General features: G+C 41.4%; 13 protein-coding genes. 3 read left to right on the plus strand and 10 right to left on the minus strand.

The genetic code is table 11. The features are described from left to right. A partial coding sequence (locus VFM80_RS09475; protein WP_395071588.1) for an OsmC family protein occupies positions 1 to 342 on the plus strand: 342 nt, incomplete at its 5' end. Between the two features lie 83 nt (positions 343 to 425). After that, positions 426 to 596 carry a hypothetical protein gene (locus tag VFM80_RS09480; RefSeq protein WP_395071589.1) on the plus strand — a complete coding sequence of 57 codons (171 nt, stop codon included), beginning with the start codon at positions 426 to 428 and terminating at the stop codon, positions 594 to 596. 12 nt (positions 597 to 608) lie between these two features. Here the strand turns inward: VFM80_RS09480 and VFM80_RS09485 are convergent, their stop codons facing one another. From VFM80_RS09485 to gap, 3 genes are all read right to left on the minus strand, one after another. Continuing rightward, entirely contained in the window at positions 609 to 1,508 is a 900-nt protein-coding gene (locus VFM80_RS09485; protein WP_395071590.1) for a M28 family peptidase, read from the minus strand. A gap of 29 nt (positions 1,509 to 1,537) precedes the next feature. Then, entirely contained in the window at positions 1,538 to 2,542 is a 1,005-nt protein-coding gene (locus VFM80_RS09490) for an acetamidase/formamidase family protein (RefSeq protein ID WP_395071591.1), read from the minus strand. 135 nt (positions 2,543 to 2,677) lie between these two features. Next, positions 2,678 to 3,679, minus strand: coding sequence for a type I glyceraldehyde-3-phosphate dehydrogenase (gene gap, locus VFM80_RS09495; RefSeq protein ID WP_395071592.1), 1,002 nt, complete (start codon positions 3,677 to 3,679; stop codon positions 2,678 to 2,680). 229 nt (positions 3,680 to 3,908) lie between these two features. Here gap and pruA point away from each other — a divergent pair, with 229 nt between their 5' ends. Next, positions 3,909 to 5,525 carry an L-glutamate gamma-semialdehyde dehydrogenase gene (gene pruA / locus VFM80_RS09500; protein WP_395071593.1) on the plus strand — a complete coding sequence of 539 codons (1,617 nt, stop codon included), beginning with the start codon at positions 3,909 to 3,911 and terminating at the stop codon, positions 5,523 to 5,525. Between the two features lie 123 nt (positions 5,526 to 5,648). Here the strand turns inward: pruA and VFM80_RS09505 are convergent, their stop codons facing one another. The 7 genes from VFM80_RS09505 to VFM80_RS09535 all read right to left on the minus strand — a co-directional run bounded on the left by VFM80_RS09505 (position 5,649) and on the right by VFM80_RS09535 (position 11,892). Continuing rightward, on the minus strand, positions 5,649 to 6,347 hold the full coding sequence (locus VFM80_RS09505; RefSeq protein WP_395071594.1) for an ankyrin repeat domain-containing protein: 699 nt from the start codon (positions 6,345 to 6,347) through the stop codon (positions 5,649 to 5,651). 187 nt (positions 6,348 to 6,534) lie between these two features. Beyond that, positions 6,535 to 7,449: a methionyl-tRNA formyltransferase gene (fmt, locus tag VFM80_RS09510; RefSeq protein ID WP_395071595.1), complete on the minus strand. Its 915-nt coding sequence runs from the start codon at positions 7,447 to 7,449 to the stop codon at positions 6,535 to 6,537. A 5-nt stretch (positions 7,450 to 7,454) separates the two neighbouring features. Beyond that, entirely contained in the window at positions 7,455 to 8,015 is a 561-nt protein-coding gene (gene def, locus VFM80_RS09515) for a peptide deformylase (RefSeq protein ID WP_395071596.1), read from the minus strand. Positions 8,016 to 8,022: 7 nt separating this feature from the next. Further along, positions 8,023 to 8,445, minus strand: a complete 423-nt coding sequence (gene ruvX, locus VFM80_RS09520) for a Holliday junction resolvase RuvX (RefSeq protein WP_395071597.1) — start codon at positions 8,443 to 8,445, stop codon at positions 8,023 to 8,025. Positions 8,446 to 8,461: 16 nt separating this feature from the next. Next, a complete protein-coding gene (locus VFM80_RS09525; RefSeq protein ID WP_395071598.1) occupies positions 8,462 to 8,794 on the minus strand; it encodes an HU family DNA-binding protein in 333 nt (110 codons plus the stop codon). Positions 8,795 to 8,946: 152 nt separating this feature from the next. After that, entirely contained in the window at positions 8,947 to 11,193 is a 2,247-nt protein-coding gene (locus VFM80_RS09530; protein WP_395071599.1) for a RelA/SpoT family protein, read from the minus strand. Positions 11,194 to 11,319: 126 nt separating this feature from the next. Continuing rightward, a complete protein-coding gene (locus VFM80_RS09535; protein ID WP_395071600.1) occupies positions 11,320 to 11,892 on the minus strand; it encodes an outer membrane protein in 573 nt (190 codons plus the stop codon). Positions 11,893 to 12,720 lie beyond the last annotated feature (828 nt).

The raw sequence follows: 12,720 nt of genomic DNA on the forward strand, positions 1-12,720 counted from the left end.
ATTGACGGAAATAATGACATTGGCGGACTAGAAGGAGGTTTGTCTCCCATGCAGTTATTATTGGCCGGTATTGGTGGGTGCAGTGCTATTGATGTTATTTCCATACTTGAAAAACAAAAACAAAAGCTAACAGACTTAAAAGTAGAAGTAGACGGCGACCGTCAAAAACTGAAAGCCGGTTATTCTGAATACAAAACCATACATATGCATTTCACTTTATCCGGAGAGCTGGATCGTAAAAAAGTTGAAAGGGCACTTGAGCTTTCCATTACCAAGTACTGCTCTGTTTCAAAAGCTTTGGAAAAAGGATCGGAGATTTCTTACGACTACGAAATTATTTAAATGTTATGCGTTGCCGTTGCGCTATCGCTACATAATCATTAAGTTACAGGGATATTAAATACCAATAAATCAAATAGATACCTATGGCTAAATGTGAGTTATACCAAGACGTTAAAGGCGAATGGAGATGGAGAAGAGTTAATAAAAAAGGTGATATTGAAGCTTTTTCCAGTCAAGGTTTTGAGAAAGAAGAAGACGCCCGTAAAGATGGCAAAGAGTGCAAAGAATGCACCAGTTATCTCCGTAAGTTCTAACCCACCCTACACTTACATTGCATCAAATGCTAAAATAGCATTCAGTATCACTTCAGCAGAATTTTTATAAAAGGTTTGTGGAATCGTTTCAAACTCATCCGTATGCTGATGGTAATGCTCATGATCTTCCACTCCAAAGTAGATAAATCGCTTTCCTTTTGCATGAAATGCAGCGTGATCGGAGGCATTGGTCCAGTCATCGTACCCTTGATCGGGGCGGTCATGGCCAAATAACAAGCTGATCTCTCCGGTTTCAATACCTTCAAGAACCGGCTTCAATTCAGGATGATGATAAGTGCCACTGGCATAAAGCTCATTTTTATCATTATTACTTATCATATCCAGATTGATATTCATAACAACTTTATCAAGGAATACAGAATCCTCCACAAACTCTCGTGCGCCGCGTAAGCCCATTTCCTCGGCATCAAATGCTGCAAATACCAGGGTATGTTCCGGCTGTTCACGACTGAAATAGTCGATATAGGCAAGTAAAGCTGCGGTTCCTGAAGCGTCATCATCTGCACCGTTATATATCAAACTATCCCGAATACCCAAATGGTCATAGTGGGCAGTAATTACGATCACCGAATCAGTTTTACCGGCAATCTCCCCTACTACATTAACTCCGGTCATCGTTTCTCCATCACTCCCTGAAAATTCAAACTCATGGGTAAACGATCCCTGAAAAGGGGTTGCACCTTCCTCCTCAAAACGCTGAACCAGAAATTCCCGGGCCTTCCGATTACCCTCTGTACCGGTTCTACGGCCTTCGAATTCATCTGAGGCTAAAACTTTGAGGTCTTCAATGAGCTGATCAGTATCTAAAACAGTAACTGAACTTTGTTCCGGAGACGTACAGCCTGCTATAGTGAATAAAAAGGCTGCAAAAAGGATAGATAACTTCTTCATATTTATTTTAATGGATTGAATTATATATGTTATTCATCTGTAAAAATATCTTTTGGCATATGCATGCTTACCAGCATATGTGGAACATCCACCACTTCAGCAATTTTAAGATCGCCGGCCAAAGAACATAAAGCATAGGCATCTTCACGACTCATTCCCTTTTCTTCTTCAAGGTAATCGATCATAAATCTTGTGGCTTTTTTAGCTGCTTCATCAATGGTTTCAGCAAAGGCGGTTACTGCATAGTATTCTTCAGTTTCATATTGAGGTTCAGTAATAGCCCTTCCGTCTTTTATCACTTCTACTTCATAAATAATATTCATGGGAGCTTCAATGGCAGTCCCGCAAACTTCTCCATGCCCCTGTGCTGCATGAGTGTCTCCAATTGAGAATAATGCCCCTTCCACAAAAACGGGGAAGTAGATCACAGAACCTTCCGTCATATTCGGATCATCCATATTACCTCCGTTTGCCCGTGGAGGAATGGTTGAAAGCATTTCATCTGTATCAGGAGCTACTCCCATTACTCCAGGGAATGGCTTGAGTGGAATCTCAATATCTTCTGAAAACTTCGCTGTTTTTCGGTCTTTACCCAGTTCAAATGTCTTCAGATAGGGTTCTTCAAATTCATCAGCCAGGAATCCAAAACCGGGAATAATGGCAGTCCATCCCCAATCCCCCATTTCAACTTTGTGAAGGGTTACTTTAAGAATATCTCCGGGTTCAGCTCCCTCAACAAATACAGGGCCTGTTAAAGGATGAATGGGATCAAAACTAAGGGTTCCCAGATCTTCTACCGTAGAGTTAATATCCAGTTGGTTTGCAGATGCCTCCTGGGTCGCTACTTTTATAACTGAACCAGACGGAACGGTAAGAACGGGTTCAATAGTGCTGCTCCAGCGTGCATGAGTCTCTGTATCCGAGATTTCAAAATCATATTCTATTTCTGCCGGTTCATCTTCTTCAACCTGCTGAACACATCCGGAAATAGATAGAACTATAAGTGCCGATAGTAAAAATAGTGCCTGTTTCATTGCATCCTTTTTTTATTCTTGGGTGTTGTGAAATGTGAGGAGTTCAGGGCAGTTTTACAAGTTAACAGATATAAAAAACTCCTGCCCTCAATAGAGAACAGGAGTCAGATCTTATTCTAAGAAGTATATGCCAAATCAGACAATTTGAGTAATCAGATCAGCAGTACGTGCAGAATAACCTGCTTCGTTATCATACCAGCCGATTATTTTAACCAACTTGCCATCCACTGTTGTCATTTGACTATCGAAGATATTTGAGTGAGGATTTCCAATAATATCTGTTGAAACCAACTCAACTTCAGAATATTCAAGTATCCCTTTCATTGGACCTTCTGCAGCTGCTTTAAAAGCTGCATTTACTTCTTTTTCAGTAGTTTCTTTTTTCACGACAGCCACAAAATCAGTCAATGACCCTGTTACAGTAGGAACGCGAACAGCATTACCATCAAGTTTGCCGTCCAGGTGTGGAAGTACAAGTCCTACAGCTTTAGCAGCACCTGTTGTTGTGGGCACGATATTTACTGCTGCAGCACGTGCTCTCCGAAGGTCTTTATGTGGCCCGTCTACTAAAGCCTGATCACCTGTATAAGAGTGAATAGTGGTCATGAAGCCTTTTTCCAGTCCGAATGTATCATCAAGTACTTTTGCCATTGGTGCCAGGCAATTTGTGGTACAACTTGCATTGGAATAGATCTCAACGTCTTTATTGATCTTTTCGTCATTCACACCTAATACGATAGTTTGGATATCGTCACCTGAAGCTGGTGCAGAGATGATCACTTTCTTGGCTCCGGCTTTAATATGTTTGCCGGCACTTGCTGAATCACGGAAGAATCCGGTCGATTCAACTACAACTTCTGCACCCAAATCACCCCATTTCAAGTTAGCGGGATCACGCTCAGCACTTACTTCAAAACTCATTCCATCGATGGTCAGCTTATTTCCGTCAACACTGACATCACCGGGATAGGTACCCTGTGCAGAGTCATATTTAAAAAGGTGAGCCAAAGTTTTGGTATCGGTAAGATCGTTTACCCCAACAATTTCAATATTATCCTTATGATTTGCCAGAATTGAACGGGTCACCATTCTACCTATGCGGCCAAACCCATTGATTCCCACTTTAATTTTTGCCATTTCTAATCCTGTTTTTGATTGAATTTTTAACGCTTATAATACATTTAGTACAATGTAATAAGTATCTATAAAGTTCTTATGAATTATCCAAAGCTACCACTATAAAGCCCGATATTCAATATTCCAGGCTTTATAAGAATAGCACTCACAGAACCTTTGAAATGGGAGTGCTTTTCTGCGTATCTTTGGAGTATCTATTTAAAATATTTTTCATTCAAAAACAGAGAAAATGCCTGACCAAACTTTAGAAAAGTTTAAAAACGAAACTTACCTGGATTTTTCAGATCCCACAAATGACAAAGCCCAAAAACAAGCCCTTGAAGAAGTTCGATCTAATTTTGGCAAAGAATATGACCTTTACATAAACGGTGAATTCGTGAAAGGAGATGCCGGAACTTTCGAAAGCAAGAACCCATCAAACCTGGATGAAACCATTGGTACTTTCCAAATGGCCAGTAAGGAACAAGCTTTCGATGCTTTGGATAAAGCCTGGGATGCTTTTGAAAGCTGGCAACATGTATCTGCCCAAAAAAGAGCTGAATATCTTTTTAAAGCAGCCGACATAGTACGCCGACGCAGACTTGAGATCAATGCCTGGATGATCAGTGAAGCAGGGAAAAACTACCTGGAAGCTGATGCGGACACCTGTGAGGCCATCGACTTTATCGATTATTACGCTCATGAAGCTCTTCGTATTGCTGACGGAATGGATGTTCTTGAGGAAACCTGGGGTGATCACAACCGAACCATCTACATGCCTATTGGTGCCGGTGTTTCTATATCACCATGGAATTTCCCATTTGCCATCTTTGTAGGAATGGCGATCGCACCGATCGCTGTTGGAAATACCGTTGTTGCCAAACCCGCTCCTGATACTCCCAAAATGGGACAACTTTTTGCAGAGATCTTAGACGAAGCAGGACTGCCTGCCGGAGTTTTTAATTTTGTAACCGGCGGTGATATTGAGGTAGGAGAAAATCTTGCTAAACATCCAAAAACTCGCTTTATATCCTTTACCGGATCAAAAGCTGTTGGACTTCACCTTTCCAAAATTGCAGCGGAAGTACCCGAAGATCAGAAATTCCTGAAACGACTTGTATGTGAGCTCGGTGGTAAAAATGCTACTGTTGTAGATGAAGATGCCGACCTTGAAGTTGCATCAACTGAGATCGTCAAAGGTGCTTTTGGTTTTCAGGGACAGAAATGCTCAGCAGGTTCTCGTGTGATCGCTCACGAAAAAATTTATGACGAGCTGCTTGAGAAAGTAACGAAAAAAACCAAAGCCCTTTCTATTGGTAATTCCAAAGAAAACCACATTTCAGGACCTGTGATCAATCAAAAAGCCGTAGATAAGATCATGAGCTATATTGAGATCGGAAAAAAAGAAGGACGTTTGATGGCCGGCGGTAAGCGTGCTGAAACCAAAAACGAAGGCCATTATATTGAGCCAACCGTGTTTGCTGATATTGATGAGAATGACCGAATTGCCCAGGAAGAGATCTTTGGCCCGGTTACAGCATTCATTAAAGGTAAAGACACGGACGACCTCTTACGTATAGCCAATGGTGTTGATTACGGACTAACCGGAGCTTATTTCTCCAAAGATCCTAAAAAGATCGACAAAGCTCTTCGTGAATACCGTGTCGGCAACCTCTACATCAATCGTAAGTGCACAGGAGCTCTTGTTGGAGCACAGCCCTTCGGTGGTTTCAAGCTAAGCGGAACTGATGCCAAAGCCGGCGGACGTGATTATCTTAAATATTTCTTAGAGCCAAAATCTACCACCCTCCGCCCAACGGATGGAGTAGATTACAATCTGCAGAAATTTGAATTTGCTGATAAGTAATATTCTATATCACATCTTAAACAAAAAAAGCCCGGACTCATCTGAGTTCGGGCTTTTTTATTCTAATTCTTTTCGGGAAGTTATTTCATTCAGAAGTACAAAGTAACTCCTGCTGAAATATTTTTATTCATCCAGATCTACATCATCAGGGGCGTCATCGTCATCTGCAACCAGCTCATCAACATCGGGAGTATCATCCAGATCATCATCTTCATCCTCATCCTCCGTTACAGGTGCAACATCCTTCTTGGGTTTTACTTCAGCCTTAGCTCCTGCCCTTCGTAAGATCAGTGCAATATCTTCCTGCTCATTATCCATGGCTATCATCATGGCGGTATCTCCGTTCTTATCCCGAAGCTTTACATTAGCGCCGTTTTCTATCAAATATTTAACTACATCTGTATTACCTGCTTTTGCAGCAAGCATTAAAGCGGTGTGGCCCCAGCGTTGCTGTGCATCCACATTGGCTCCCGCTTCCACCAATAATTTAACGGCTTCAAGATTTCCAACTCTAGCAGCTGCTATCAGTGCCAGGTCTCCGATCTTAGCACCTTTATTCAAAAAGAACTTCAGCAGCTCAGCATTAGCATTTTCAGCAGCTCTGTTTAAAGCCGTTCCCCCCATTTTTGTCTCTATATTCAGGTCGGCTCCCTCTTCAACCAAAAACTTCACTACATCAGGATGGTTCTTTTCCGTTGCCACTATTAAAGCAGATGCACCACTCTTATTGGTTTCATTGATATCAGATTTTCCTTTAAGGAGCTTCTTTATTTCTTCTAAATTGCCGGTTTTAGCCGCTTCAATAATTGCTGGTTGATCCATAATGCAGTTAATTTTTACCGTTTTTGTTGCCGTGATGATAAAAAACGGAACGTATATCTCAAACTAATTCTTTCAGAAAAATTATTTAAAATAAGTTCACTCGTTCTCTAAATATTTAAAATAAGATACTAAATCTGATGAGGGTATTTAATTCTAACTTAGGAGCCTTGGCCGTTGGAAAAGCAACTTACTCCAAAAAACCTTCCGCATCGTAGCCTCGGATAAACTCCTCACCGCTCATCCTTTTTGTCCCGGGGAGCTGAACTTCAAGTAATTCTACCGTTCCATCCTTACATCCAACCAAAAGCTTGTCCTCTCTCTCCGTCAACTCACCCGGTTTTGCTTTTATACCTTTCCCCAATGTAGATCTATACATATTGAATTTTTCTCCCTTCCAATCTGCCCAGGCTGTTGGGAAAGGACTTAAACCACGAATTTTATTATGAACATCCTGTGCCGGTTGGTTAAAATCGATATGGCAGTCATCCCGGAATAATTTTGGGGCAGGTGTTGCCAATTCGTCATTTTGAGGAATGAGCTTATAATCTTCAGATTCGATCTTTTGAATAGCCCTTACCAATACAGTAGCCCCCATATCTTTTAACCGCTCGTAAAGTTCTCCGGTCGTTTCATTTTCACCGATAGCTGTCTTTTCCTGAATAAGGATATTCCCTGTATCAACTTTTTCATTCAGGAAAAAAACCGTACAACCGGTTTCCTTTTCACCATTTATAATTGCCCGGTGAATTGGGGCTGCCCCCCGATATTTCGGCAACAAAGATGCATGTAAATTAACCGAACCTATTTTAGGAATCTGTAACACTTTCTTTGGTAATATCCTGAAAGCCACAACTACAAAAAGGTCGGCTTTCAGCTTTTCAAGCTGACCGGTAAAATCAGGAGAGTTCAGGTCTTCAACTTCTATTACCGGCAACCCCAGTTCCAAAGCTTTAGCCTTAACAGGAGTCGGAGAGGTTTTAGAGCCTCTGCCGCGGCGTTTGTCAACATTACTGACTACTGCTTTTATGGTATGCCCGGAACGGTGGATTTCCTCTAAACTTGGAATCGCAAATTCAGGAGACCCCATAAATACAATATTCATAACAGCTACTCTTCCTTTTTAGGCACTATCGGATATTTAACTTTCTTGTTTCCTGAATTAATCTCTTCAAGCTCTTTCTTATGCAATCTTTTCTTGAAAGTACTCAGGTAGTCCAAAAACAGGATCCCTTCCAGATGGTCATACTCATGTTGAATAACTCTTGAGGTCCATCCGCCTGCTTCGAGCCTGTGTTTATTGAAATCCCGGTCAAAAAACTCTATGATCACAGTTTCAGGACGAAAAACTTTATCATTTACTTCCGGGATACTCAGGCATCCTTCTTCCAAAGGTATTTTATCTCCTCTTTTCTCCAGGATCAATGGATTTATAAAGACCATCGGGCCATAAGGCACTTCTCCATCCTCGATCATCGCATCTGTATCCATTACAAATAGTTTCATGGACCGCCCGATCTGGGGAGCTGCCAAACCAACGCCATCGGCATTGTACATGGTCTCCAGCATATTGTCTATGAGGGTTTGCAATTCCGGGCTGTCTTCTTCTATTTCTTCTGCTTTTTTAAGTAAAACAGGGTCATTATACGTTACAATAGGTAGTATAGGCATGATTTAATTATGTATTCGAATCTAAATAGTTTTGTAAAATAATGGCGGCTGCGATCCTGTCTACTCTTCCTTTCTCTTTTCTCTTTTTTTTCGGGATTCCGGCTTCAACCATCAGGCTGAGAGCTTGTGTTGAAGTGTAGCGCTCATCAACTTTAGCTATTTCAATATTTGGAAAAGATTGGCTCAGTTTTTTTATAAAATCATCAACCATCTGTGTAGCCGAGCCCTCTTCTCCGCTAAGAGAAAGAGGCCAGCCAACCACAAATTTTTCTACAGGAGCCTGCTCCGTGATAGCCTTGAGTTCAGAAAAAACTTTTTCCGGTGAAAAGGTTCCCACCGGGGTTGCAATAGTTTTAAGGAGATCGGTCTGTGCGATCCCCACTCTTTTTTTTCCAACGTCGATGCCTATCAGGCGTGCATATTCCTGCAAATAACTAAACTTTAATTTATTTCTTCTTTACGTCTTCCAATGGTTGACGAAGAAATTTCTTCATTAATTTACTTGGTTTGAAGTGGGTTTTACGGTGCGCAGGCACGTAGATCACTTCATTTGTTTTTGGATTACGTGCTTTGGGTTTCGCTTTGGTTTCTTTCACTTCAAAAACGCCAAAATCACGGATCTCGATACGACACTCAGTGTCAGCCGACATCATAATTTCCCTTAAAGCAACGATTACCGCGTCAACCCACGGTTCTGCCTGAATCATGGGTTCATCCATAGATTCTGCAACCCTACGTACAACATCTCGTTTTGTGTAAGTCATCATAGTTTTATTCATTTTTTTGTGCCAGTCTCTTAAGTTGGCATTGTTATTTTTGTCCTTCCAATTATTCGCATCTCATTTGTACTTAGGGTTTTTCACCTAAAGCGAATATATACTCAACATTGTAAAGATAAGTTTATAAAAAATCTACTATATATATTAGATTTTCACTCGTATCGTAATACGTTCTTAACTCCCTCTATCTTTTCAAGCCTTTTCATGATCCGGTTCAAATGTCCGATACCATCAACGTATAAAGTGATAATACCTTCAAACATGCCGCTATCACTACTTACATTAATACTTTTCATATTTGTTTCCAACGATTTTGAAAGAATATCCGTGATATCATTGATCATTCCCACACGGTCGCCGCCAATAACCTTGATAGCTCCCAGGAATTTAGTATCAATGTTCCGTGCCCAATTCACATCCACAATACGCTCGGTTTCTGTCTTTAAAAGATGTTGAGCGTTATTACACATTGCCCGGTGTATCTTGACATCCCCGGTACGGCTGACAAATCCGATCACATCATCCCCCGGAATAGGATTGCAGCAGTTTGCGTAAGAATATTTAATATTACTTAATTCACCATTGATATAAAGTGATTTACCATCTCCCGCCGACCGTGCTTCATTCAGATATTTATCCTGAATTTCCTCTTCAGAAACATGTTTGGTTTCCGGAGTATTGGTCTCTTCAAAACGCCCGGTACTTTTAAATTTTTTGACCTCTTTAAAAAGCTTGCTTACCTCAAAAACACCGGAGCCTATATCAAAGAACATATCCAGTGTTGATTCATAGCTGAACCGTTTTGCAAATTTATTCAGCTCCTGCTCTGAGATCTCGATGTTACCTTTGTTAGCTTTCTTATCCCAGATCTCCCTTCCATCTTCAGCAACTTTACGCTGCTTTTGCTTGATGAATTGGCGTATACGTGATTTAGCCTTATGGGTAACCACATCATCGATCCAGTCAGGATTTAAATTGATCTTGTTACCTGTGATGATCTCGACCTGATCTCCATTGTGCAATTTCTGTCGCAGCGGCACCATCTTACCATTCACTTTGGCGGCCATGGCTCGTTCACCGATCTCACTGTGGATCTCGAAAGCAAAATCAATGGGGGTAGCTTCCCTGGGTAATGTCAAAAGCTCTCCATCAGGAGTAAAAACGTAGATCTCATCTTTATATAAATTCAGCTGAAAATCCTTGACAAAATCTGTTGCAGCATCGGGGCGGGGATTATCCAAAATATCACGGACCCAGCTCACAAACTTATCGAGTGTTTCTGAGCCCTGCTGTGCCCCTTCCTTGTATTTCCAGTGAGCGGCCAGGCCTTTCTCTGCAATATCATCCATACGCCGGGTGCGGATCTGAACTTCCACTTTACGCCCCTTATTGGTGATCACTGTGGTATGCAGCGACTGATATCCATTTGCCTTTGGAACCGAAATAAAATCACGGAAACGCTCAGGAATCGGTGTGTACCAATCAGTAATAATAGAATACACGCGCCAGCAATCTTCTTTGTTATGAGGATCTTCAAGAATGATGCGAATCGCGAACAGATCATATATTTCCTCAAAAGGCTTTTGCTGCCTCTGCATCTTGCGATAAATGGAGAAGATATGTTTTGGGCGGCCTTTGATCTCAAAATTAAATTTCATTTTGCCTAACTCATTTTTGATAGGCTCCATGAACTCATTGATAAACTCCTCCCTGTCCTCCTTTTTTTCTCGGAGCTTCCGTGCTACAAATTTAAAAGAAGTCGGATCGATGGCCTTAAAACAAAGGTCTTCCAGTTCATTTTTAATACGGAACAGTCCAAAACGATGGGCAAGGGGCGCGTAAAGGTCCATGGTTTCAGATGCGATCTTGACCTGTTTCTCGCGTTTCAAATGCTGAATGGTACGCATATTGTGCAAGCGGTCGGCAAATTTGATCAATACCACCCGGATATCTTCAGCCATGGTAAGCAACAGCTTCATAAAAGCTTCAGCCTGCTTACTGTCGCGGCTTTTAAAAACTCCCGTTATTTTAGTGACGCCATCAATGATCACGGCTACTTCTTCCCCAAACCAATAGCGGATATCGTCTAAGTTCACATCGGTATCTTCAACCGTATCGTGCAGCAAGGACGCAATAACCGAAACATCATCGATGTTGATCTCACTTGCTACGATCTTGGCAACTTCAACCGGGTGATAGTAGTAAGGTTCGCCTGAAGCGCGATTTGTGTCTTCATGCGAAAGGTAACAAAGCTTGAATGCGGAAGTGATCGCCTCTTCATCTGCATTCGGGATATGTTCGCGACACACCTCGAGCAGCTGCTTCAGATCTTCACTCTGCGCTTTTTTTAATTTATAACCCTTCAGGTCATATTTATCTATAGAAGCAACTCTACTCATTCTTAGTTCTGTTTTTACTCCCTTTAAAAGTAATTATTAACGTTTTATAAAGCACTTAACTTGTGCAATTTGATACAAAAAAAGCGGATATGAAGTTCATACCCGCTTTTTTCCTACTTTTTTAAACTAAAAGCTTATTGATACTCCAAACATAATTCTTCCTGTTTGAGAATTCACATCATCTAATTCCGGTTTCTCCAATTCAGTAACTGAATAACGATACTCCACAAATGGTCTTAACATGGGAATGATCGTAACTTTTGCTCCTGCCAGCATATTCCAATATAAACTGCTTTCGTCTCCACTTTCAGGAGCGAGATTGTTAGGATCATTCTGAACGTCTTGTATTGCACGTTCGTAGTTCTCAGTTCCAAGACCTAAACCTACATAAGGTTCGAGCAGCCCAAGTGAAATACCACCAATAGCGGCAAAACCAATATCATAATGGGTCAGATCCTGAGAATAAGAGAAATTGTTTTCGCTAATGCTGTTTTCTTCACTGAAGTAGCTGGCGTGCAATCTAAGGCCAAGATTTACAATTGGCAGACTTTCAAAAATTCCTTTTTGAATTCTTAATCCAAATCCGTTTTCAGGATCTTCGTCCCGGAGTTCATAAGAAGCACCGATCTCAAACTGAGCAAAGGTAGTAGCCGAAAAAATTGCAATTAATAGTATTGTGAGAGGTAATATACGTTTCATGGGTTCTCCATTGGTTTTGTTTGCCGAAAGTTACAAAACCCTGCCTTTGATTCAATAATTAGTTTTTGGTGTGGATCCAACTTACCAGCCCTAATCCCCGACCTCACCTAAATCCTCTCCTCGCCTGCCCCGATAAATCGTGGGCAAGGAGAGGACTTATTCGAAATATTCATAATTTCGATGCTTTTTCATAGTTGTGAAGCTTGATAATGGGTGCCGATAAACTAAAACAGAATAGCGATGGACCGATAGACCGAATAACCGATTTGTGATTTGACTCTCTTCGTTAAATGTTAAACGTTCTTTTCTGGATGTTCCTTCGGCCTTAGAAAAAAGAGCGTTAAGAAGTTGACGCAATGACGCGTTTAAAAACCCCGAGCATTCGGGGTACCGCATGGCATGTGAATTACCGGCAAGCCCGGTTATGGAGCATTGATTTATTTTAGCGGAATGGAGTCAGCTTTAGCTTTTTTTTTGTAGCCGGGAGCTTTTGGTTCTTTTGTCGGTACAAAAGAACAAGGAAGCTTTTGGGTTTTTGTTGGTGGTCTAACTTAGCGGGCCCAATCCTCGACCTCACCTAAATCCTCTCCTCGCCTGCCCCGATAAATCGTGGGCAAGGAGAGGACTTATTCGAGATCATTAATAATTTCGATACTTCTTCATGGTTGTGAAGTTTGATAATGGGTCCTCCTCCTTGTTAAGGAGGAGACAGAGGAGGTCGGAGTTTAGGGCAACAAATTGATGATAGGACAAAGAGCAGGCATTTGGATCCAAAAAAACGAAGTCCTCCCTTGAGGGAGGTCCCGACCGAATGGGCGGCGGAGGGTG

The sequence above is a fragment of the Gracilimonas sp. genome, from assembly GCF_035704785.1.
Classification (GTDB): domain Bacteria; phylum Bacteroidota; class Rhodothermia; order Balneolales; family Balneolaceae; genus Gracilimonas.